This is a genomic window from Treponema sp. Marseille-Q4132, from assembly GCF_014334835.1.
Classification (GTDB): Bacteria; Spirochaetota; Spirochaetia; order Treponematales; family Treponemataceae; genus Treponema_D; species Treponema_D paredis.
Genome location: NZ_CP060591.1, coordinates 267480 through 290749 on the forward strand (window position 1 = coordinate 267480; position 23270 = coordinate 290749).

General features: G+C 47.7%; 24 protein-coding genes. 11 read left to right on the plus strand and 13 right to left on the minus strand.

Features of this window, described 5'->3' with window-relative positions:
• Nucleotides 1–17 precede the first annotated feature (17 nt).
• Nucleotides 18–2030 carry an alpha-amylase/4-alpha-glucanotransferase domain-containing protein gene (locus H9I35_RS01235; protein WP_256397997.1) on the plus strand — a complete coding sequence of 671 codons (2013 nt, stop codon included), beginning with the start codon at nt 18–20 and terminating at the stop codon, nt 2028–2030.
• 22 nt (nt 2031–2052) lie between these two features.
• Here the strand turns inward: H9I35_RS01235 and H9I35_RS01240 are convergent, their stop codons facing one another.
• The 4 genes from H9I35_RS01240 to wbaP are packed head-to-tail and all read right to left on the minus strand — an operon-like array spanning nt 2053 to nt 6708.
• On the minus strand, nt 2053–2916 hold the full coding sequence (locus H9I35_RS01240; protein WP_187419858.1) for a methyl-accepting chemotaxis protein: 864 nt from the start codon (nt 2914–2916) through the stop codon (nt 2053–2055).
• A gap of 16 nt (nt 2917–2932) precedes the next feature.
• Nucleotides 2933–3703 carry an oxygen-binding di-iron domain-containing protein gene (locus tag H9I35_RS01245; protein WP_371809458.1) on the minus strand — a complete coding sequence of 257 codons (771 nt, stop codon included), beginning with the start codon at nt 3701–3703 and terminating at the stop codon, nt 2933–2935.
• A 37-nt stretch (nt 3704–3740) separates the two neighbouring features.
• The gene (locus H9I35_RS01250; RefSeq protein WP_187419859.1) at nt 3741–5276 is read right to left on the minus strand and encodes a BamA/TamA family outer membrane protein; all 1536 of its coding nucleotides are present in this window, start codon (nt 5274–5276) and stop codon (nt 3741–3743) included.
• 1 nt (nt 5277) lies between these two features.
• Entirely contained in the window at nt 5278–6708 is a 1431-nt protein-coding gene (wbaP, locus tag H9I35_RS01255; protein WP_187419860.1) for an undecaprenyl-phosphate galactose phosphotransferase WbaP, read from the minus strand.
• A gap of 151 nt (nt 6709–6859) precedes the next feature.
• Between wbaP and H9I35_RS01260 the strand changes: the two genes are divergently transcribed.
• Nucleotides 6860–7384, plus strand: a complete 525-nt coding sequence (locus H9I35_RS01260) for a nitroreductase (RefSeq protein WP_187419861.1) — start codon at nt 6860–6862, stop codon at nt 7382–7384.
• Nucleotides 7374–8387, plus strand: a complete 1014-nt coding sequence (locus tag H9I35_RS01265; RefSeq protein WP_187419862.1) for a hypothetical protein — start codon at nt 7374–7376, stop codon at nt 8385–8387. The genes H9I35_RS01260 and H9I35_RS01265 overlap by 11 nt, the downstream gene beginning before the upstream one ends.
• Before the next feature lie 107 nt (nt 8388–8494).
• Here H9I35_RS01265 and H9I35_RS01270 read toward each other — a convergent pair whose 3' ends face one another.
• Nucleotides 8495–9226, minus strand: a complete 732-nt coding sequence (locus tag H9I35_RS01270) for a CPBP family intramembrane glutamic endopeptidase (RefSeq protein ID WP_187419863.1) — start codon at nt 9224–9226, stop codon at nt 8495–8497.
• A 66-nt stretch (nt 9227–9292) separates the two neighbouring features.
• Here H9I35_RS01270 and H9I35_RS01275 point away from each other — a divergent pair, with 66 nt between their 5' ends.
• From H9I35_RS01275 to H9I35_RS01310, 8 genes are read left to right on the plus strand one after another with little or no spacing between them, the layout of a single operon-like run.
• The gene (locus H9I35_RS01275; RefSeq protein WP_187419864.1) at nt 9293–10495 is read left to right on the plus strand and encodes a flagellar brake protein; all 1203 of its coding nucleotides are present in this window, start codon (nt 9293–9295) and stop codon (nt 10493–10495) included.
• Nucleotides 10496–10537: 42 nt separating this feature from the next.
• Nucleotides 10538–11719 carry a hypothetical protein gene (locus H9I35_RS01280; RefSeq protein ID WP_187419865.1) on the plus strand — a complete coding sequence of 394 codons (1182 nt, stop codon included), beginning with the start codon at nt 10538–10540 and terminating at the stop codon, nt 11717–11719.
• Entirely contained in the window at nt 11713–12978 is a 1266-nt protein-coding gene (locus H9I35_RS01285) for a ComEC/Rec2 family competence protein (protein ID WP_187419866.1), read from the plus strand. Before H9I35_RS01280 ends, H9I35_RS01285 begins: the two co-directional genes overlap by 7 nt.
• A gap of 48 nt (nt 12979–13026) precedes the next feature.
• Nucleotides 13027–13893: a 16S rRNA (adenine(1518)-N(6)/adenine(1519)-N(6))-dimethyltransferase RsmA gene (rsmA, locus tag H9I35_RS01290; RefSeq protein WP_187419867.1), complete on the plus strand. Its 867-nt coding sequence runs from the start codon at nt 13027–13029 to the stop codon at nt 13891–13893.
• Nucleotides 13894–13916: 23 nt separating this feature from the next.
• The gene (locus tag H9I35_RS01295) at nt 13917–14636 is read left to right on the plus strand and encodes a YggS family pyridoxal phosphate-dependent enzyme (protein ID WP_187419868.1); all 720 of its coding nucleotides are present in this window, start codon (nt 13917–13919) and stop codon (nt 14634–14636) included.
• Nucleotides 14633–15328, plus strand: a complete 696-nt coding sequence (locus H9I35_RS01300; protein WP_187419869.1) for a hypothetical protein — start codon at nt 14633–14635, stop codon at nt 15326–15328. Before H9I35_RS01295 ends, H9I35_RS01300 begins: the two co-directional genes overlap by 4 nt.
• A 2-nt stretch (nt 15329–15330) precedes the next feature.
• The gene (locus H9I35_RS01305) at nt 15331–16329 is read left to right on the plus strand and encodes an RluA family pseudouridine synthase (RefSeq protein WP_187419870.1); all 999 of its coding nucleotides are present in this window, start codon (nt 15331–15333) and stop codon (nt 16327–16329) included.
• A complete protein-coding gene (locus H9I35_RS01310) occupies nt 16310–17077 on the plus strand; it encodes a pseudouridine synthase family protein (RefSeq protein WP_187419871.1) in 768 nt (255 codons plus the stop codon). The genes H9I35_RS01305 and H9I35_RS01310 overlap by 20 nt, the downstream gene beginning before the upstream one ends.
• A 39-nt stretch (nt 17078–17116) precedes the next feature.
• Here the strand turns inward: H9I35_RS01310 and H9I35_RS01315 are convergent, their stop codons facing one another.
• From H9I35_RS01315 to H9I35_RS01350, 8 genes are all read right to left on the minus strand, one after another.
• Complete coding sequence (locus H9I35_RS01315) at nt 17117–18175, minus strand: NADase-type glycan-binding domain-containing protein (protein WP_187419872.1); 1059 nt, start codon at nt 18173–18175, stop codon at nt 17117–17119.
• 47 nt (nt 18176–18222) lie between these two features.
• Entirely contained in the window at nt 18223–18354 is a 132-nt protein-coding gene (locus tag H9I35_RS12500; protein WP_256397755.1) for a hypothetical protein, read from the minus strand.
• Between the two features lie 37 nt (nt 18355–18391).
• Nucleotides 18392–18586: a hypothetical protein gene (locus tag H9I35_RS12425; RefSeq protein WP_187420798.1), complete on the minus strand. Its 195-nt coding sequence runs from the start codon at nt 18584–18586 to the stop codon at nt 18392–18394.
• Nucleotides 18587–18783: 197 nt separating this feature from the next.
• Nucleotides 18784–19317 carry a 3-isopropylmalate dehydratase small subunit gene (locus H9I35_RS01330; RefSeq protein ID WP_187383879.1) on the minus strand — a complete coding sequence of 178 codons (534 nt, stop codon included), beginning with the start codon at nt 19315–19317 and terminating at the stop codon, nt 18784–18786.
• 1 nt (nt 19318) lies between these two features.
• Nucleotides 19319–20608: a 3-isopropylmalate dehydratase large subunit gene (locus H9I35_RS01335; RefSeq protein ID WP_187419873.1), complete on the minus strand. Its 1290-nt coding sequence runs from the start codon at nt 20606–20608 to the stop codon at nt 19319–19321.
• 84 nt (nt 20609–20692) lie between these two features.
• Nucleotides 20693–20896: a heavy-metal-associated domain-containing protein gene (locus tag H9I35_RS01340; protein ID WP_187419874.1), complete on the minus strand. Its 204-nt coding sequence runs from the start codon at nt 20894–20896 to the stop codon at nt 20693–20695.
• Between the two features lie 113 nt (nt 20897–21009).
• Nucleotides 21010–22044, minus strand: coding sequence for a dual-specificity RNA methyltransferase RlmN (gene rlmN, locus H9I35_RS01345; protein WP_187419875.1), 1035 nt, complete (start codon nt 22042–22044; stop codon nt 21010–21012).
• A gap of 46 nt (nt 22045–22090) precedes the next feature.
• The gene (locus H9I35_RS01350; protein ID WP_187419876.1) at nt 22091–23266 is read right to left on the minus strand and encodes a tetratricopeptide repeat protein; all 1176 of its coding nucleotides are present in this window, start codon (nt 23264–23266) and stop codon (nt 22091–22093) included.
• Nucleotides 23267–23270: the final 4 nt, after the last annotated feature.

Genomic DNA, 23270 nt, shown 5'->3' on the forward strand with positions numbered 1-23270 from the left:
AAGCCAAAGTGAAGGCGATGTGTATCTGTTTCGGCCTCGAGTCAACACCGGCCGGCAAGGCGGTTTCCGTCTGTGAAAACGATTATGCGGATGTATATAAACCGGCTGCGAAATTTTTATACGCCCATCCGGATTTCCGCATGGCTTTTTCATTTACCGGAAACGAATTGCAGTTTTTCAAAAAAAAACATCCCGAATTTCTTGCGCTTTTGCAGGAGCTCATTTCGCGCAGGCAGATCGAAGTTTTCGGCGGAGGATTTTACAATCCCGTTTTTCCGCTTTTGTATCCCAAAGATCGTACCGATCAAATCGAATTGCTTTCAGCCGAAATCCGGCAGACTCTCGGCAAGCGGCCTCGAGGCATGACGCTGTGCGCTTCGAGCTGGGATGCGTCGCTTGTAACGAGCTTTCAAACCAGCGGCATGGAATACCTCGCGCTCGACAGCTCCCTTATTCCGCCCGCAAAGCAGTGCTATCTGCCGATTATCATGTTCGACCGCGGCAAATCCGTAACGATAGTTCCCGTCTATAAAAAACACAAACCCGTTTCCGACGTTTCGCCGGAAGAGTATTTGACTTCCTTATTCGCCGCCGTCAAAAAAACTTCACGGGGAGACGCATACGACGATTTGGCTTCGGAGCGTTTTGTAGACATTCATTTCACGCATGAGGAGTTCAAAAAACTTTTGCATTCGGGGTATCTGCAAAAACTTTCCGAATGCGCTTGTGCAAACTTTTCCGATACGCTGCGATTTTCATATCCGGGCGCATATTTGAAAACGGCGGACGCGAGGGTTCCCGCTTTTATCACGGCGGGCATCGACGCGGAAATCGCGCAGTGGGCAAAAACGCCGTATATTCAAGTTTCCAAAAACGACGGCTATCCCGTTACGATTTACGATTTTCTCCAAACCTATCCCGAAAGCCGCTCGCTTTCGAATAGAATGCTCTATGTAAGTATGCTCGTAAATCAGTGCCACGGCGATAAGGCGCGTAAAAAAGTAGCGCGTGAAAAACTTTGGGAAGCTCAAAGCGGCGAAGGTTTCGTATATACGGGGGCTATGTTTCCCGTATGCGCTTCGTACCGTACGGACGCCTTTAAAAATCTTTCCGAAGCCGAAACGATCATACGCGAATGCAGCGATTTCGAAGAATCGGCTTCACGCTTTGATTATAACGCCGACGGTATCGACGAATATATGTTCCGCATGGCGGGTTTTACGGCATGTATAACGAGGGAAGGAGGAGCGCTCTGCGAACTCGACGTCATGCAGCGATCGGGGAATTATGCGGACAATTTGAAGCGCGTGGAAGCTTTTGACGGCTTGAACGACGCTTACACCAGATCTTTTTTTATCGATTATGCGTTTTCCGATGCGGATGTAAAAGAATACGTAAAAGGTAAATCTCTGCCGGAAACTTCGTTTGCAAATAATCGATACGCGGAGCAAAAATTTTCTCCGCAGCATAAAGAAGTCCAGCTTTTTTCTTCGATCGAAATCGGCGAAAAAAAGCAGGCGCTTTCCGTACGTAAAAAGTACGGCGCGAATGCGAACGGTTTTACGCTGCAGTACATCGTCAAAAACGAAAGCAAAGATGCGCTTCGAACGAATTTTACCGTCGAATCGAATATCGCTCAAACGAATTACGATACGGAGGGCTTTACTCCGTATACGATCGAAATCGCGTCGGGAGATAAAAAATTTGAAAGCGATTCGGCAAAAGCGTCCACATCTCTTGCTCCGTCGGGCGTCCTTTCGGACGTTTCAGCCGTTCAAATCTCCGATTCCGAAAATTCGCTTTCGTTTGTGTTCGAACCGAACGAAAGCTGCGGCTTTTCGTTTATGCCGATCGTATTTCACCGCCCCGAAAAAGCCGGCGGCAAAGCCGTTCCCGCAGCGATGACGCTCTGTGCCGCGATGCACTGGGCGGTCGATCTCGAGCCGGGTATGGAAACGGAAAAGACCGTAAACTTCAGCATTATCGCCATGAAGCGCAAGCGCACAAAAGCCGAAAAAAAAGCCAAGTAAGCGGCGCCTCTTTCGTGTATCTTTATTGCTTTTGATCCAAAAGCGTATCCAAAAAAGAATGGCTTGTCTGAATGACGTCGAGGATCGCGTGCGTATCGTGGAGTGAATCGTTTACTTTTTCGAGGGATCGCAAACCGTCTTCCATCGCGTGCGTCTGTTCGTGCGCCGCCGATGCGATTTCGGTAAGGGAATTTCCCGCTTCGTTGAGTGTCGAAGCGTTTTGATTGAAATTGTTTAAAACTTGGGTAAACGACTGTTGGAAGCGAGAAAAAAGTCCTATAAACAGCGTCATGCTTTTATTGATTTCATCGACCGTTTCGCGGAATTCGGCAAGTTTCGCTTCGATCTTTTTTGTCGAATCGCCGGTCTGCGTCGCTAAAGTGCGTACTTCGTTTGCGATGATCCTGAAACCGCTTCCGACTTTTCCCGCACGTGCGGCTTCGATGGACGCATTGATTGCAAGAATGCCGGTTTTTACCGAAACGTCCTGAATGCCTGCAAGCATATTTGCGACGTCGGATGTTTTCTTTTTCAAAAGTTCGAAACTTGCCGCGGCATTTTTTGCGTTTACCGATGCTTCTTCGATTTCATTTACGCGCTCGTTTATTTCCGCCTGCAACTTTTTGTTGGTATTTACGATATCGCCCATCATCGCGTTGACGCGCGCGGTGTTCGAAGAGGAAGCGCTGCCGCTTGCCTGTATCTCTTCGAAAGAGGCTAAAATCGTATCGAAGCCTTTTTGCAGCTGCACTACCGCTTCATCGATGATTTCAAAGGAGTGCGTCGTTACAAAATCGAGTACGATGCTTTTATTGTAGCGTACGACCGTTTTATCTACGATATCGGAAAAATTCCGGATAATTTCATTTTCGCCGTTTTCGCTCATCATGCTCCGCCTTCAATCAAAAAAGCGCATCTATAAAATCGATACCGCATTCGAGTCCGCCGAGCCAATTTAAAAACTTGTCCACATTTTCATCCTTATAGATGGCTCCGTGCTGAGGCGCGAGCATACGGGGAGAAAGAGCTCTCACATAATCGGTCCAGCGCCGTACGATTTTATTTGCCGCCATATAACGCACGTGAAAATCTTTTATGAGCGGAACATGCGCGTCAAAATCTTCGACGAATACGGTTTCGTTCGTTTCATCGAATACCGCCGCCCCTATATCGCCGGTAAATAAAATACCCGAACGCTCGTCAAAGAGCCCGAATTGTCCGGGCGAATGCATAAAGTGAGAAGGTATGCAGCGCAGTTTCGAATTTGAAGGAAGCGTGATTTCGCCGCCTTTGTCGGGAATACCGACGATACGGTTAGTATCGACGATACCGAAGTGGGGTAAAAAACGTATCCACAAATCGGAAATATATACTTTTGCATTCGTAATGCCGAGCCACAGCGCAATGCCCGAAGATACGTCCGGATCCTGATGCGAAAAAAAGATCGTGTCTATTTTTTCGACCGATATAAAGCGGCTGACGGCGGTTACGACGCGCGAAAACAGATGTACTCCACCCGGATCGAGCAAAACACCCCTGCCGTGATCGATAATGAGATACTGCATGGTCTGCACCGCACCCTTTCGGTATTTGCTTTCGGATCCGAGCCAAATGAATCGATGTTCATCGTCTTCATATAAAACCGTTCCGTGTATTTCGCTGTCGTCAATCATCTTTTACCTCCGCATTTCAATACCCAGCCGAAAACTTTTAATAATGCAGCCCGATGCCGACCGATACTTCATACGGCGATACGTCGCTTCTCCAATTCATATTCAGTTGATTTTTCAAAAGATAACTTCCGACATCCAAACCCACGCTCGCCCGGACTTGTATGCTTTTCCAGCTTTCGGGAAATACGATCATCTCCAAACCCGCCGTGTAAAAACCGTCTTTCGGTGAAAAACTCGTACCCGTCGCCTTATTGTTTGCAAGCGCAAAATCGATAAAGGGTGAAAGCTGCATTTCAAAATTGAGCTTTCGAAGCACTCTGTTTTTTTCAAAGCAGGTCGAAAAAATCCTCACGGGAAAGTCGAGATTGACGACAAGGGCGCCGGACGTTTTGGTCGCATAAGAATCGGCGTGTCCCGACGAAGCGCTGAAATACTGTTTATCCCGAATACCGCGCAAACGCGAACCTATGTTTTCCATGCTGTTTGCCATGAGAAAAAAATACACGTCGCTTGCAATGCCGATTCTTTTGAATCCTTTGAAAATCTGCAATTCGACGGAAAATTTCGGCTGCAGTTTCGATTCCTGAGCAATGTACGTAAACGACTGCGTTGTCGAAATCGATAGGCCCGTGCGCAGATTGTTTTTCCAATTGATGCGCGACGTGCCGAGCGTCTGTCCGATTGCAAGCTGGGGACCTGCGAGATCCGAATTGGAATCGCTTATGCCGTTAAAATCCCAGTAGTATTTTCCGCTCACATACGGTGTATAGTTGACGTCTCCCCAGTTTTCGATCCGCTGGAGAACTACCGGAAGCGATATCGTACCTCTTTCCGTAAAATAAATATCGTCTCCGTATTTTTTATAGTCGAAATTCCGTGTAAAACCCTGCGCAAAAGAAAAGTCGAGCGATGTGCGCGATCCGAACGGTACGGAAAAATCCAAGCCCGTCGAAGCGTTCCATTCGGGAGACGAATGTCCGATCGTATATGAAATGCTGTAACTGTTTGTCCACGCAGCGTTGAGTTTAAAAAGCTTGAAAGGAAGATCGAAAGAAAAATTGATACCGGCCGTCAGACCCATATCGTCGATGAGATGCTTCATTTCGCGGTCGTCGTCATCGCGTTCGAGCAAAAAATTGATATCGGCCGACATATCGTTCATAGTACCGAAAAAATTGTTATCTTTCAGTTTGAGCTTGAGCGTAAAGCCGGTGTTCGAATCATACTTCGGATAAGGCATGCCGATAAAGTGAAACGAATCACGCAGCCGTACCGTCACACCCGCACCGTACAAATCGTTTTCTTCGTCGATAAGCTTTGTTTCATAATCGACGGCGACTTCGTCGAAAAGGCGCGTATTCAAAAGACGCTGCCGGTAATCTCGGATATAGTTTGCAAATGCCGTTTCATCCGGAAACACGGTCGTTTTGTCCATTTTTACTTCGCGTTCGACGCTCGCTTCTTTTGTTTTACCGTCGATGATATAGCGGACGGAGTTTATCCGGTAAGATGAAGAAAAAGCGAAGCACGAAAGCAAAAGGTAAACGGCGGCACGGGCGATATATCGTTTCATATCAATAGGCGCCTTTTCTCTTGAATACGACCCACACGGTTTTAATGATGAGCCATATATCCAGCCATACCGACCAGTTTTGAATATAATACGTATCGAGCGTAATGCGTTCTTCATATTCCGTGTCGCTTCTGCCCGATGTCTGCCACATACCCGAAAGTCCCGGCGTTACCGAAAGGATATAGTCCGCCTGCTCTCCGTATTTGATAAGTTCGCCCTGGGTAACGGGACGCGGACCGATAAAGCTCATCTCTCCTGTAAGAATATTCAAAAACTGCGGCAGTTCGTCGATACTCGTTTTTCTGATAAACTTTCCGACCGCCGTTACACGAGGATCGTCGACCAGTTTCCGATCCCGCTCCCATTGTTTTTGCATTTCGGGATTATGAGCGAGAATTTCGTCGAGCTTTTTATCCGCATCTTGGCACATGGAGCGGAATTTCCAGCATTTAATCGATTTACCGTTTTTTCCGACACGAAGGTGCCCGTAAAAGACGGGGCCGGGAGACGTAAGCTTGATTATAAGCGAAACGACGGCACAAACGGGCAAAACGATCGGAAACGAAAGGAGGATGAGCAAGAGGTCGATGAGGCGTTTTGCAAAAAGATTCGTTTTTTTTGTGAGATTGTGGGTCGATGCGAAACCGACGATACCGCCGATGTCTTTTATCTGAGGAGAACCCGATACGGATCTCGTTTGATGTTTTGAAACGGTGATCGTATATCGATAGGTTTGCATAATATCCGATACGTCGGTTTCACCGTAATCGCATAGAATCGCGGCTTTTATTTTGAAAGTTTTGATGAGCCGAAGCAGTTCTTCGCTCGGAGAAAATACGGGAATACCACTGTAAAGGTTTGCAGCTATGCGGCCGCTGTTTATGATGACGGCGGGCTTATACCCCAAATCCGTCCGCTCGATCATACGGTTTATAACCGCGTCTCCGCTTGAACCCGTACAATAGATGACGGCGGGCAAACCCCACCATCGATACCGGCCGAATGCAAAGCGGGCGGCTTGCCGCGCAATCGGTAAAAAAACGGTCGCAATCGGCACCGCAAGCATGAGCGCAACTGCAACCGCAATGCTTTCCGTATTCGTGTCGACGAAAATACTTATGGCGATACCGACAAAGCTGAAAAAGGTACAGATGCCGAATCGCTTGATTTCTTCGACGGGAGAAATCATAATGCCCGGATACAGCCCCGACGCATAAAACACGATGAGTATGAGCGGCAAATAGACGCTGTACGTGACAAAAGAGCGGAAATTAATAAAGGCATTGTTTATGGCATTGATGATAAAAAAACTCGTTCCGATGCTGAGCATAAGGGCTGCCGCATCAACGAGCATTAAAATAAAGCCTACGAAAAATGAGCTTGTCCGGTGAAAATTTCGTTTGTAGTAGTGCAGAAATTCGTCAATTGTCATAGCATTTTGTTTTCCATCTTATATTAAAAATACGGCACTGTCTATAGTTACAAAAGGGGTTTGCCCGCAGCGTACCGACAAATTGCTTTCGGCGTCCGCTCGTGTTATAATGCACACGGAATATGTTTGTAAAGTGCAAGGGGGAACGACTATGAACGAAATCATCGATGCCATAAAAAAGCGGCGGAGTACGAAGCGTTTCAAAAGCGACGCCGTACCTAAAGAAATCATCGACTGCGTTATCGACGCGGGACTGTGCGCAGCGAACGCTCAGGGAAAGCAAGTGCCTGTCGTCGTTGCCGTCACGGATAAAAAACTCCGTGACAGATTGTCGGAAATGAATCGTAAAGTAGGCGGCTGGGAGGAGGGCTTCGATCCTTTTTACGGAGCGCCCGTCGTCCTCATCGTGCTTGCGGATAAAAATTGGCCGAACCGCGTCTACGACGGGAGCCTTGTTATCGGAAATATGATGCTTGCCGCACATGCGCTTAAAATCGGAAGCTGCTGGATTCATCGCGCACGGGAAGAATTCGACAGCGATGAAGGAAAAGCGATTTTAAAAGAACTCGGCATTGCAGGCGAATTCGAAGGTATCGGGCACTGCGTTTTGGGCTTTCCCGCCGCCGTTCGGGAAGCTCCTTTACGGAGGGAAGGCCGAGTTTTTTATGCCGAATAAACTTTCCGGCGAAACTTGTACACGTATCGACACAGATGCGTGTCGCCTGTCGGCGAAAAAAGCGGAAAGCCGTCTCGGAAAATCAAAAGCGGCGCAAAAACGCGTAGGGATAGTTTTATACTGTATCCTCGCTTGTCTTATCGCCCTGTATGCCGCATCGTTTTTTCCGCGCGCCGAAAAAACGATGCGTACTCCGCTTATAAATAAAAAATACGCGCCGTCGCTTGATGAAATCGAAATTACGGGCGGGGATAAAAGAACCGTACTTTATAAAAAAAACGGAGTATGGTACGGTTTTGCAAAAAGCGATATTTTTCCCGCCGAAAGCGAAAAAGTTAAAAATCTTATACAATATTTAACAAAGGTTCGTAAGTTGTCTATTATTTTAAACAGCAATATTATCAATAAAATTGGCAAAAATAAAACCGTTTTTTCGATATTACTTAAAAATAATCTTAACTTGTCTATAAAAATAGACGTTTTAAGCATGAGTTTCGACGGAACGAAGGTTTATGTGCGAATCGAAGACGGAAAAACGAAGTACGCTTTTTATGAAATCGGAAACGATTTTTTTTCTTTTATGCGAAGCGATGCCGACTTTTGGCTCGATCCGTATATCATTCCGCAAAATACCGAAGAAGGTGCGATCCGTCCTTCCGATATTCAAGCGCTCCGTCTAACGATAAGCTCGCGCGGTGAGGGAAAAATTCTTCGTGCCGGGCAAGAGCTTTTTTCCGAAAAAGTTTCGCAGCTCGCTTCTCTCAGGCACGGAGGCATGGGGGATTTTGAAGATGAAAAAAGTCCCCGTCATACCGTTTTTTCTCTTTCGGTTGAAACGGGAAGCGGTTTTGCTTTTACGATGCACGCCGAAAATGCGAGGGACGGAAAAGTTCCGCTTTTTTTCGATTCGTTTGAAAATACCCTTACCGGAAGCCGCTTCGATTACCGCTATCGCGTTTACGTAAGTACATGGACGCTCGAAAAAATTCTCGCCCTTTTTTAGCGGGATAAAGCGCTCGAAAGACGACTGTTTTTCGACGTCCTCCCTTTATCGATGTATGTAATCGACTGATTACAATTGCGATTTTAAACTTAAACTTTCGGACAGCTCTATCGTATGAGTGCGAACAAAATGAGGGAAAGCATATTGTATGCGAAATGAGCGGCCGTATTTGTCCACAAGGTTTTGCTTTTTTTGCAGCAAATACGCAGTACGATTCCCGCAAAAAACGCGTTTGCAACTGCGGGTAAACCCAAATAGCGGTGAGAAAGCGCAAAAAAAGAAACGGCACTGATTTCGGAAATCAAAAAAATATTGCGAGATCCGTGTTCGTTTACCGCATTTTTTTCCTGCAGGGTATTTTCATGTTCCGATTTGTTTATTCGTTTCGGTAAAAGATCTTCCAAAACCGCACGGATGCTTTCCGGAAGATAGAGACGGTAGAGCGCTTCTTCGTAAAACGAAGCGCATGCAAAATTGACGATACAAAAAAACGTTTCCGCGATCGACGAAGGGATGGCGGGTTCGAGGCTTTCTTTGCCGCCGGAAAGTCGGACGATAATTTCTATAACGGAAGCGATGACGCACAGGGCGCCGAAAGTTGCCAGCGTCCAGCCTGTCCGGACGAAACGGAATGCATCGCCTTTTATAGGTGAGGAAGGCGGAAAGGAAAAACGGACGAGTACAAATGCAAAGAGTGCATAGAGCAGCGGCTTTAGAGGAAATGTCCACGCCGAAAAAACGCGGGCGGACGCCGCACCGGCGAAAAGCGGGGGAATGACAAAAAAACATAAAGATGCGGCAAAGATCATGTTCCGCCGCAGTTTTATCGATATGTCCATATCCGTATACTATGAAAATCCGCAGATCTGTGATACAATCGAATATTATATAATATTGAGGCCTGTGTGTATATCCTGAGAATTCTCGCCGTTTTTGCGGTTTTTATCATCGCTGTAAAACTCCTACGGAAATATCAAAAAAAAATTAAATTCTTTACGACCGGTTTCGATTCCCGTTTTTCGTTTTCAGAAATAAGTCTTTTGTGGCAGACGGCCGTCGTATGCGGTCTTAACGATCCTCTTTCACTTTTTTGGTCTATGCCTTCGCTTTCGCGCTGCATATCCGAAATCAAATCGGGAGCGGATCGCGCGGGCAAAACGGGAGACGGCGGTATGCAGCGCCTTCTTTCAAAACTCTATTCATACCGTACGCATATCGAATCCGCAGCGTCGGACAAACGGGGACTTTCCTCTACGAGGGCCTTTGAAAGCGGACTTCGTTTGCGGATCGTGCTTGCGGGAAAAGGCGTGTTTGCATCGAAGATCGTCAATAACGCACGGGAACTTACGGTAAGCATTCCGCTGCAAAACGGACAGATGAGCGTCGAAGGCAAAGATTGGATCGGAAAATCGATAAGCGTGTACTTGTGGCGTACGGGCGATGCCCGTTATATTTTCGACACGACGGTGATCGGAAGCGGCGTATTTTTCGGCAAAGCGGTACTCTACCTCAAGCACACGGAAAAACTTTTACGCACGCAAAAACGGCGCGCGATCCGTACAAAGTGCAATATATACGCAAGCCTTTTTATTATTAAAGATAAAGTTATCGACTACAACAGAGTTGAAACGCAGTCGGGATACCGTTGCCTTATCGAAGACATATCCGAATCCGGAGCGATGGTGAGGATCGGCGGAAAAGGCGTGCCGAATATTCAGCTGAAAATGCAGTTTACCATCGACGGAAAATTGATAATCATGTTCGGCATCGTCCGCACGGTCGAATACAACAGCAGCATCGATCAGTCGCGTCTCCATTTCGAATGCGTACATATCGAACCGCAGATGAAAAACCAAATTTTGAGTTTCGTGTATAATATCATGTCGCCCGAAGAGCGCAAAGCGTACGAACTTTTTCCGGCGGATGAAGATTCCGAAGCGTCTTCGGAATACGAAAACTTTACGGACGATGAGGACAAGACGGAAGCGGACGATATCGATGATGAAAAATCGGAAGGGGACGGTGACAAGTTTGCGTTTGAACTTTCAGACACGGATCCTCCCGATATGACGGATTCGCTTATCGGAGATATGCTCGGTAACGAATAAGCGAACGAAGTTGTTTTATTCGTGCGGAGGATTTTGACAGGTATGAAAATAAAGCAGTGTTTTATCGGAACAATTACCGCGCTTTTATGCGCTTTCTCTTTTGCTTCTTCGGCTCCCCTTCGCGTACGGTTCGTCAAAGGCAATATTGCCGATAAAACCGCTGCGGTAAAGGAAAGTTCGGGAGAAGATGCGGCTTTTCTTTCGCGTGCGGCCATAGATTTTGCGCTCGAACACAAAGCGCTGCTCGGAAACGACCGTGATTTGGACACGCTTGCGCTTTCGGGCATCACCGCGCTTTCCGCCGATTCGCTTGCTTCTCTGGATTACGGGGGACGGGAAGCGGTTTCGGAAAAGTTGGTAAAACTTTTTTCGCTTTTTTCAAGCGATACGGTGCGCATTGCAGTCCTCAATAAAACGACAGCTCTCCGCGATTTGCTTCCGACGGAACCCTGCATAACCCTTTTGCACGATTATCTTGCCGTCACTCCGGGTTCCGGAAACGAAAATGCCGTCGTAAAAGCCGCCGTAAAGGCGCTTTCAGAAATAGGGGACAGCCGTTCCTTTGCGCTTCTTTTTTCATGCCGCAAAGAGCAAAAATGGCCGAAATATACGCAGGATATCGACGATGCGCTCGCCCTTCTTGCCGATAAATCGTTTCCTCAGATTGTCGGTATTATCCGCGAAGGAAACGTCAAAAGCGATATACGTCCGCTGTTCGATTTGTTTATTAAAAATAAAAAAACACCTGCGTCGTTTCAATCGGAAATTGCCGAAAATGTGCTTTCGGAGACGATATATATAGCGAACAACGCTTCGTCGATAACGAGAGAAACGGTTTCCCTGCAAGTCGATGCGCTCGACGTTATCGTAAAAAACAAGTGGACGCGGGCGGTTCCGGCGGTCGTTTCATTTTTCGATCTTGCCGAACGCGAATATAAGGCGGGCGTTATGACCGACGGCGAATTCGCAAAAACGATATATGCTTTTGCCGAAATCGCACCGGTCGACGCTTCGTCGCGCCTTGCTTCCTACCTTGCGGCGTTGAACAGACAAACCGAAAGCGGGGCAAAAGTGTCGGAAACGATTGCCCTCGCTTTAATCGGCTCGCTCGGCAGGATCGGCAATAAATCGTCGTTCGATACGCTTTTGTACGTGACTTATGTCAACTATTCCGAACCGGTGATTGCCGCCGCCCGCGATGCCCTCGCGAGGCTTAAATGGTGATCGGAAAAAGAATTTATCATCCTCTTTTTTGTGCTGCGCTCATCTCATCGGTTTTGGTATACGGCCGCATCGTCCCCGTCAAAGACCGTCACGCATTTTCATCCCTCATTCCGCAGAGCGATATCGTTTCGATGTCCGGAAAGCTCGTTTCAAATCCCGTAAAATCGGAGCGTACGGGATTTTATTCCGCGGAATTTGCATCCGATGTTGCCGTATCGAAGTGCGGCGCAAAAAGTTCGTGCCGCGGACGCTTGGCGGTATGTATCGATGAAAAAACGGTCGAAGCGTATTTTCCCGGAAAACTGTATTCGGCTTCTTACGGAAAAGGAGCCGTGCTCTGCGAAAGCGGCGCGCGCCTTTTCCTTTCGGGAAGGACGGGAAAGAACGGCGTTTTTTTCGTTTCGAAAGCGGAAAGTTTGGGCCGGGAAAAATCTTTTGCCGGAAAACTCGCTCATATCCGAGCGCTCTCCCGTCTTCAGTTCCGACGGCTCATGTACGCGTGGGGCGGGGCGGGCGGACTTTTGCTTGCTCTCCTTTCGGCTTCCCGTGAATACACCGAAGCTGCACTTTCGGCCGCGTTTCGGAATGCAGGGCTTTCTCACATCCTCGCGCTTTCGGGCATGCATTTGTCGCTCGTGTCGGGCATCGCGCTTTTTGCGGGTATGAGGCTCTTCGGAAAAACGAAATCCTATATCTTTCAGTTTTGCGCCGTATCGATTTTCGTGTGGTTTGCGGGCTTTTCGCCGTCGCTTTTGCGCGCGTTTTTATGCAGCGTGCTGCTCCTTTTGTGTTCCGTGTGCGGCATCGCAGGGGCGGATACGGTTTTGATTTTGTGTGCGGCTTTTTGTCTGCACGCTCTGATCGCACCCGCTCATATTTTGAGTGCGGCTTTTATGCTTTCGTACGGTGCGCTTTTAGGTATTTTGCTTTTTTCGGAAACGCTGAATATTTTTTTGATCCGCGCTCTGCCTAAAAAACTCTCCGCTCCTCTTGCCGCATCCCTCGGCGCACAGGCGCTCACCGCTCCGGTAACGCTTTCGCTTTTCGGAACCTTTATGCCCGTCGGCATCGTTGCGACGGCACTCGTTTCGCCTCTTATAACCGTGTTCATCTATGCGGGTATCGTCTGCATTGCGCTTTCGCTCGCCCTGCCGTTTTTTGCACCCTTTACGGGAGCGATGATGAATGCGATCTACGGACTTATAAAACTCTTCGTGCTTTTTTTCGCGCGCGCTCCGTACGTGCGCATCGTGTCCTAAGCGCAGGATTTACAAAAATCGCCGTTCGGGCTACTATGAGTTTTGCATATGACGATCCCTGATTATAATTCACCGGCAGCTCTCAAAGCTCTCCTCGATGCAAACGGCTTTTCCATGCAAAAAAAATTCGGACAAAATTTTCTCGTAAACGCACAGGCTCGTGCGCGCATCGTCAGTGCTCTCGAAATAGAGCGGGGGATGCGGGTGTGGGAAATAGGGCCGGGACTCGGTTCCATGACAAAGCTTTTGCTCGATGCGGGCGCCCGCGTTACGGCCTTCGAAATCGACAAGGGATTTATAAAACTGCTTTCGGATTTTTTTAAAGCGGAAATCGAAAAAGGCGCGCTAAAAATCGTTTCGGGCGATGCCGTAAAAACGTGGAAAAGCGCCTATGAGGATTCGGGGCTGCCTGCGAGATTTTTCGGCAATCTTCCGTATTCGATTGCGGCATCCCTCATCGCCGACACGATAGAGAGCGGGGCAAGATTCGAAAAGGCGGTCGTCACGGTACAAAAGGAAGTTGCCGATCGGATGACGGCAAAAGAAGGCGGGAACGATCGTTCGTCCTTTTCGGTGCTGTGTCAGTGGGCGTACGATGTCAAAGGGCTTTCCGATTTGGCTTCCGGAAATTTTTGGCCGAAACCGCACGTCGCCTCGCGCGCCGTCGTTATGACGAAAAAAAACGATTTTCCCTCGTGCGAAAATCCTTCGCTTTTTATAAAGATGCAGCGCGCTCTTTTTTCATCGCGCAGAAAAAATATCCGCAATAATTTAGCGGCGTTTACTAAAAGCGCCGAAAGAGCCGAACGTGCGCTTACACTCGCGGCACTCGATCCGTCGCTCAGGGCCGAGACGCTGTCTCTTGCAGAACTTTTGCGGTTGTCCGATGCGCTCAATAGCGCTATACTTTCGTGAAGTGCGATAAAAAGAAGGCGTTTATGGATACGGAACGGATAGCGGAAAATCTCAAGCGAGTCGTCGAATCGGTGCGGAACGCCGAACGGAAAGCCGGAAGAAAAGAGGGAAGCGTAAAGCTTCTGGCCGTAAGCAAATTTCATCCGGCGCCTTCCGTCATTGCGGCGATCGAAGCGGGCCAGAGCGCATTCGGCGAAAACCGCGTTCAGGAAGCATACGAAAAATTTAATAAAATTTATGAAGACTTTCCGTCGGCCGAACTGCACATCATCGGAACGCTGCAAAAAAATAAAGCCGCCCGCGCGGTGCGGATCGCCTCTTGCATAGAATCGGTCGACAGGCTCGGCATTATCGAAGAGCTTGAAAAACAGTGTGCGAAAATTGATAAATCGATCGATGTTTTATTGGAATATCACACGGGCGAAGCGTCGAAAGCGGGTTTTCTTTCATACGAAAATATGTACGAAGCGCTTCGCTATTGTGCCGAAGGAAATGCGCCTCACATCGTACCGAAGGGTTTTATGACGATGGCGCCTTTTACCGACGACGAAATTGCCGTGAGGAAGTCTTTCGTTTCGCTCCGTGATGCTGCAGAAAAGCTGCAAAAAGAATTTCGCGCCTTCGATCTTACGACGCTTTCGATGGGTATGTCTGCTGATTATAAAATTGCAATCGAAGAGGGTTCTACCGAAGTGCGTATCGGAACGGCGATTTTCGGAGAGCGGGAGACGGCGGCGCTATGAAGCTTTGCGTGAAAAGATGTGCCGCCCTGCTTTTATTGTGCGTTATCGCTTTTTCGTGTTTTGCAAAAGAAGCGAAAGATACGACGCCTTCTCCGTATACGGACGACGAGTTTCCTCAATTTATGAAAGACTTACGAAGAGCGGAAATCGTTTCGCTCGGCGCGCTCCCCTTTGTGACGCTTACGTCGACGATTGTGTATTCGTCCGCACGCTACGCGCAGCACGGCTTCGATTCCGAGTATTTTCCGAATCCCTTTGCAAAAGCGTCGGCGAGCAACGGCTATTCGACGGCGGAACAGGCGGGCATTTTACTTACATCGGCGGGCATCAGCGTCGGCATCGGGCTTACCGATCTCCTCGTTTCGGTAATCAAGCGGAACGCCGCAAAGAAAAAACTCGAGCGGAAAGAAAAAGCGCCCATCGTCGTCACGCCGATAGCCGAAGATAAAGACGCCGTCCGTATCGATATGCCGCCGAGAGAGACACCAAGAGGCGGAAATCGGAGCGATGCCGCGAATCCCGATAGTGAAGAACAAACCGCATCTCAGGAAAGTGCGGATAAGGAAAACAATGCGAGCGGAGGATCGGATGCGGCGGAATTGAATACGCTGTCCGATGAAAAGTCTATAAGCGAGGCGGAAGGGCGATCGGCATTTTCCGAGCTTGCGCTCGAAAGGCAAAGCGGAGACTAGCAGTGCCGTCTTTCAGCGTACAAGTTCCCGCCGATTTTCAGGGCAGCCTCCGCCTCGACAAATACATTGCTTCTCTTCCCGGCGGCATGAACCGCTCGAAATTGAAATCTTGCGCAATCGAAATCCTCGTAAACGGAAAAACGCAAAAACTTTCGGCCGCCGTAAAAGCGCTCGATATCATCGACGTGCAATGGGACGATAATGTCCCCGACGATATAACACCGGAAAACATCGCGCTCAGCGTGGTGTACGAAGACGAAAACGTCGCCGTCGTCGATAAAGCTCAAGGTATGGTAACGCACCCTGCGGCGGGCAATTGGACGGGTACGCTCGTAAACGCGCTTTTATACCGCTGGGGCAGATCTTCGATTTCCCGCATAAAAGATACGCCCCCGCCTCTTGCAGCCTCTTCGAGGAGGCCCGGCATCGTACATCGGCTCGACAAAGATACGTCGGGACTCATCATTACGGCAAAAAACAGGGACGCCGAAGAGTGGCTCGGACAGCAGTTCGCCCGCCGCTTTGTACAAAAAGAATACATCGCGATCGTAAAGGGAAGGCCGCCCGCTCTCGCAGGCGACATCAAAACGCAGATCATCCGCGATCCGAAAAACAGAAAGCGTTTTAAAGCCGCAACGCAGACGGAAGACGGAAAGAGCGCGCGGACGATTTACCGCTGCATCGCCTCTTACGGAAACTATTCGCTTATGCGCTTGCGTCTCAAAACGGGACGCACACATCAAATACGGGTACACATGAAATACATCGGCTGTCCGATTTTGGGAGATACGGTTTACGGAAAAAAAGACGATGTTTTTCCCGAAGCTCGTCTCATGCTCCACGCGAAAAAATTGACAATACGTTTGCCGGGTAAAAAAAAGTTTTCGACGTTCCGCTCGGCCGTTCCCGATCGCTTTCGAAGGACGCTTGCTTTTCTCAAAAAAAACTATCCGAAAGAAGTGCCCGTGTGGGGAAAAAATCATGCAAAGAAAAAGAGATGACATGCCGATTTTACGGATCGACGTGATCCGCGAAGCGTCGAAGGATTCGCCTTTTTTAATAATCAAAAAACCGCGCGGCATGGTGTCTTCTCCGCTTTTCGAAGGACAAAAAAACTGCGCCCTAACGCTTGCCGCATCCCTCTTTCCCGAACTACAAAAGGTCAAAGGCAAAAAGCCGTGCGAATACGGTTTGATCCACCGGCTCGACACGCAGGCATCGGGATTTTTACTCATCGCGGCGACGGACGAAGCGTATGCGTTTTTTTCCGAAGCGCAAAAACAAGGCGATTTTATAAAGACATACCGCGCGCTTTGCAGCGACGACGAGGGAAATGCGGTAAAGCTCGGCGGATTTCCGAAACCCGTTTCGCTGCGTCCGTTGAAAGCGGGGGATGAGTTTTCCGCATCGTCTTATTTTCGCGCATACGGAAAAGGGAGAAAAAGCGTAAGACCCGTTACCGAAGATTCGAACGAAGCGGCGTTGAAAAAAAAAGGAAGCGCGCTCTATACGACGCATATAAAAATCGCCGAGCGGACGGCGGAGGGCATCATTGCGCAGTGTTCGATCGCCAAGGGTTTCCGCCATCAAGTGCGCTGCCATCTTGCGTGGAACGGACTTCCCGTCGTCGGAGACGAACTGTATAACGCAGGCTTCGGAGGAGAGGCGCTCGAATTCGAATGCGTCGCTCTTGAGTTTACAAATCCCGTGACGGGAGAGCGGGTGAGGGTGGGTACGGATTTCGCTTAGGCCGAATGTCGAGAGTTGCGAATAAAACTGCAAGACGTATCACTCACCGATATCTCCGAAGAGCCAATTGGAATTTTTAAATTTAAAATTTAACTCGGAAATACAGGTATCATTATACTTATTGCCAAAATATATCTCTTTTACCCAAATTCTGGAATTAGCTTGCGCATTTATATATTGGTAATTTAAATTATTATCTTCCAACAAATAATCATAGTTTATTTTCTTTATTCTATTATTTGCGTAATACAAATTCTTATTCAGAGTATATCCATTAATTATAGCAATACGAGGGTTAAATTCATTAGTGTGTACACTTATTTCAAATAAATCATCTTCAGTATTTTCAACAAAGCTTGTTTCAGAATTTCCGTCAAAGGCGTTACACAGCGCATATTTCAACGGATTCTTTTCTTCCCACAAAAACTCGGATGCTTCGATGTATATCGGCTCCCATTCCGTTTCATCAGGTTTATACACATTAAATAATTCTTCAAATTCAAACATGGCAGGCTCACTTTCAAATTTATAATATCTGCCGGTACTCATTCCGACATACTGTCCTTTACATTGTTTTATTGTATAGCCGTCTTCAATAATATTCGATTTCCAGTAAATTTGCGCACGGTTCTCAAATGCGATAAATCCTTTTGCCTTGTCTTTTCCTTTAATTATCATAACATTGTTAAACTGCAAAAAGAGGTGCAAGTCGCCCCAAATGAGACGGGTGTCGTATTTTACCAATAATTTATATACTTCGCCTTCCTTTTTTAAAAGAAAAACCCGGTTATCCGGCAATGAATCTTTTTTGTTGTAGTCGGGCGATATAAACCATATGAACTCGTCGCTTCCGACTTTTTCTTCATAAACGAAGTAATCTTTCAGGTCTTTTATTTCAAAAATATTTTTTTCTTCGACTTTTTGCAGTTCCGCTTTGCATGCTTCTATAAGCACTTTTTTAAATTTGTCATCAAGCAGTTTCATAAAACCGCTTTCCGTCGGTAAGATTAAATTTAAGTTCGGTGCAACGCTTTTTGCACTGCATGCAACCAGCGATATTGTAAAAAACAAACAAACGATTATATTTTTTTTATTCATTCGACCCCCGCTCTTTGTACCGATTTATAAAAACGGAATCGCATCGTTTACTCCGCTTCTTCATAATAATAAGAATAGTCAATTCCTTTCATAAACATTTCACGGTCGTCGATTTTGTCGGTCAGAGCGTTTTGCAATAAAAACTTTATTTTGCTTGAATCGGTTATACTTTCAGCCATAGCTTCCAAATATTCTTTTTTATTGATTTTGCTCCAGTCAACGCATCTTTTTAGAGGCGGATTTGTTATTGGGAAAATTTTTTGCAAGCTCTATTACTTGATTATAATCCATCACATCCGATTTATATTTTTTCCCATCGGCAGCGGTCAATTTCAGTTGGGTAGCAGTACTAACCAACTCGGGATTTTCTTTATTATTGAAAAAACGGATAGATATTTTATTTGTGCTCACGAAACCATGATAGCACGATTTTTGAAAACAGGCTATTGAAATGTGCGGAGGGGACTCTATAGTTGATTTAGAATTGAAGAATAAAAATAAATAAATCGTTGAGTGTTTTTTAAGGGTATTTATTATTGTCCGTGATTTTTTTGCTTTCATATACAAAAACTCGCACGGCGGCCTGTCCGTGCGAATTTAAAAACGCATCAATATTTTTTGTCCGCGTAGCCGATCCAGCCGTCGTTTTCGACGAGCGTCTTTGCAAAACTGTCGAGCGTAAACGGATAGCTTTTCGAAAGGCTTCCCGCAATCAGCTTTACCTTTGCGCTGCCGTCGTCGTTTTGCACGATTTTGCATTCGGCATCTTTATCCGAAAACGTGCGAAATATATCGTCTATCGATTTTTTATCGAGTTCGATCGCCATCATGCCGCAGTTGAACATGTTTTGCCGAAATATCCGCGCAAAGTTTACCGCGATGACGACGGAAATGCCGTTCACTTCGAGCGCCCACGGAGCGTGTTCGCGTGAAGAGCCGCAGCCGAAATTTTCCCGCGTGATGATGACGCGCTTGCCTGCGATATCGGTTTTCGGATTAAAGCCGTCGAGCTTTAAATCTTCGAGCAGATAGGGCTTGAGCGCCTGCTTTGAAATTTCGGTAAGATACTTCGCCGGAATGATTTCGTCGGTGTTGATGTCGGAGCGGTCGAGAAAGAGCACGCTCCCTCCGAATTGTTTCACCTCATACCTCCTGATAAAGTGATGAATTGCATATCGTGCCGGCGATTGCCGTTGCGCTCGCCGTCGCGGGACTCATCAAGTGAACCATGCCGCCTTTTCCCATTCTGCCGTTGAAATTGCGGTTCGTCGTGGACGCGCACACTTCTCCTTCTGCAAGCACGCCGTTCGACATGCCGAGGCACGCGCCGCAGGTCGGATTCGTAACGCAAAATCCCGCATCCATAAAGATGTCGATAATGCCTTCTTTGAGCGCCGTTTTGTATACTTTCGGAGTTGCAGGGCTTACGATGGCGCGCACGCCTTCGGCTATGCGTTTTCCTTTCAGCACTTCCGCCGCAATGCGGAGATCCGATATGCGTCCGTTCGTGCAGCTGCCGATATAGACTTGATCGACTTTCATGCCTTTCATATCGCGCACGTTTTTGACCTGGTCGGGTTTGTATCCGACGGTACACACGGGCTCGATTTCACCGCAGTCGATCGATATCGTTTTTTCGTATTCGGCGTCCGCATCGCTTGTCCACTTGGAGTAGTCGGCGAGGGCGGCTTCTTTCGACGGATAATCGTCCTTAATAAATTCCCAAAGGTAGTCGACCGTGTTCATATCCGGAGCGCAGATGCCCGACGTACCGCCTGCTTCGACCGCCATATTGCACAGCGTCATGCGCTCTTCCATGCCGAAGCCTTCGATGACGGGACCGGCGAATTCCATAACGCGGTCGGTGGCGCCGTTTACGCCGATTTTTGCGATGATCGAAAGGATGACGTCTTTAGCGAAAACGCCCGGACGGAGTTTTCCGTTTAAAATAAATTTAATCGATTTCGGTTCGCGGAAAGCGCACACGCCTTTCAATATGCCGACTTCTATGTCGGTCGTGCCGACTCCCGCGGCGAATGCGCCGAAAGCGCCGTGCGTACACGTGTGAGAATCACCCATGATGACGGTAAAGCCCGGACGCACAAAGCCGCTTTCCGGAAAGATCGCATGACACACGCCGTTTCGGCCGATGTCGAAAAAGTCTTTGATATGCTGCCGATGCGCCCAATCGCGCAGGATTTTTCCCTGCATCGCCGTTTTGCTGTCTTTTGCAGGAGTGACGTGATCGATAACCGCTTTGATTTTATCGCTGTCGAATACGCTGTCTTTTCCGCGTTCGACGAGGTCGGTGATCGCGATGGGAGTCGTGATTTCGTGACAAAAAACGCGGTCGAGTTTCAGTACCGATGTGCCGGAAAAGGGCGTGTCGAGCCGGTGCGCATCGAATATTTTTTGTGCTATTGTTTTACCCATGCTGCTCCTCTAATGTTTTTTAATGATATTGAATAACTACAGCATAGTTAAAATCGATACGGAGGTCAAGAACGTTACAAAACGCTAATCGAGTACATCGATGCCGAGCGCAGTAATCGCAGCGTTGATCGCAGGCAATACGGATTCATCTCCGTAATCGACAAGTACTTGCGCCTTATCGGGGGAAGCCGTAACGCTTGTGACGCCGCTTACCGCACGTACCGCATCTTCAACTTTTTTCGCCGTATCGCCGTCGAACATACCGGCAACGTAAATCTTTTTTTGCATTTTTAGCTCCGCATTTCTTTTTTACTGCAGGCATTATAGATAAAAATACGCGGCATTTCAAGCGTTTTTTTTAGTTCTTTTTTTACGTAAATAAATACGGCATTCTTTTTCGGTTATGTGCAGCACTCGTCTTTCACATTCGTTTTGCCGAGCTGTCCGCAGGCGCCTGAAATACTTTTTCCGCGGTGCATACGGAGCGTTACGTTTAAGCCTCCCTTTTCAAGGCGCGAAACGAATTGTGCCGTTTCGCGTGCATCCGGTGTCGCAAACGGCAGCCCTTCTACGGGATTCCACGGAATGAGATTGACATGAACGTCCAAATCTTTTGCAAAAGCGATGAGAGAATCCGCATTTTTTTCGCTCATATTTTTTCCCGAAAGCAGTACGGCTTCAAGCGTAACTCTTTTTCCCGTTTTTTCGATGTAGTAGGAAATCGCCTGCCGTAAATCGCGCAAAGAATTCGTTGAAGATGCGGGCATGAGTTCTTTTCTTGTCTCTTCGTCCGCCGTCGTAAGCGAAAGGGCGAGACGCACTGCCGGCCCCTTATCCGCCAAATCGTATATGCCGCTTACGATGCCGACCGTGGATACCGTGATACGGCGGCTCGAAAGATTTCTGCCGCGTTTATCGGTGAGTACGGCAATCGCTTTTCGAAGGGCATCGAGATTTAAAAGCGGCTCTCCCATACCCATAAAGACGATATTGTCGAGAGTGCCCGCGTGCTTTTCAAGATATAAAAACTGTTCGACGATTTCCGCTGCAGTGAGATTCCGCGCAAGACCGAGCGTTCCGGTTTTACAAAACGCGCAGCCCATCGCGCAGCCGGCTTGACACGAAACGCAAGCCGTCTTCCGTCCCGCTTTATCGGTGAGAAGAACCGTTTCGACCGCGAGATCGTCTTCCGTTTCTATCTGCAGCTTTATCGTACCGTCGTCCGCTTTCAGCACATCGGATACCCGTGTCGAACGGAGAATCGCTTTTTCGGCAAGTGACGTCCGCAGCTCCGCGCTCAGATTAGTCATGGCATCAAAAGAATCGGCTCCCTTTCCGATCCACTGAAATATTTGATTTCCTCGGAAAGAAGGGGAGAGTGAAAAAAAACTGCAAATCTCTTCGGGTAAAAGAGCGGCGAGTGCGATTTTATTCATGCTGGGCGCCGCATTCGGAAAAAATTAATAAAGCTCGGCATGCGTATCAATAAATCGGCTTATTGTTTTTGAGCTTGTCCAGCATATCGCTTATGGGCGGACAGCGTATGCCCTGTTTTTGGAAATTTTCGAGAGCCGAAACGGCATCCTGTTTCCGATTCAGCTTTATGTAACAGTCGGCAAGGTCTATGTACAGCCGATAATTTTTTATATCGTTTCGGATAAGATTTGAAAGCCGTTCGGCCGCTTCTTCGTATTTGCCTTCGCCTTTGCAGATAAGCGCGAGCCCCAAAGCCGCATATACGTCGAAAGCGATGTCGAGCGCTTTGTTATAGTATTCTACGGCGGTTTTGTAATCGCCCGTATTCCGATATGCGTCGCCCGAACGTGTGAGGATAACTTTGTTGTCGGGATCAAGCGCAAGAATTTTATTCCAATATTCGATGGAGCGATACTGCTGGTTCATGCCGCGGTAACAATCGGCCAGTCCGAACAGCGCGTAAAAATTATTCGGATCGAGGACGAGGGCGCGTTCGAAATAAGCGACGCCGTTTTCAAAGGTTTTCAGCTTTCTGTGACAGTTTCCGATCGACGTAAGCACGCGGATATCGACGACGCTTTCGTTGAGTTCGAGCATTTTCGTCCAATAGTAGAGCGCGTCTTTATATTCTTTAAAGTCGTAATGCAAGTGTCCGAGCCCGATGAGCGCGTAGGCGTTGTCCTGTTCCATGTCGAGCACTTTCAAATACAGCTCTTTCGATTTTTTAAAGTCGTGTATCTTCCGATAAGCGTCGGCGACTCTCGTAAGAACCGTGATGTTTCTGTCGTCATGCACGAGATACTGTTCCCAGATATCGATCGCTTTGCGGTATTGGTTGAGGGCTTTGTAGCAGTCGGCAAGACCGAAGAGTGCGTAATTGTTTCCGGGGTGATAGGAAAGACACTCGTTATAATAGCCTATGGCTTTATAATGATTGTTTTGTTTGCGTTCCGAATCGCCGAGCCCGACAAGGGCGTAATTGTTATTGTTTTCGATATCGAGGATTTTTTTAAACATATCCTTCGCATCGGTGATTTTATTATTTTTTAATAATTGATAACCGCCCTTTGACAGTTCGGAAATACGGTCGGCATCCTGATTTTCTTCCCCAATCGATTCTTCAAAAAAATCTTCTTCGGTTTCAGATTCGGTACTTTCAATGCTCTCAATTGTTGCTTCCATAAGG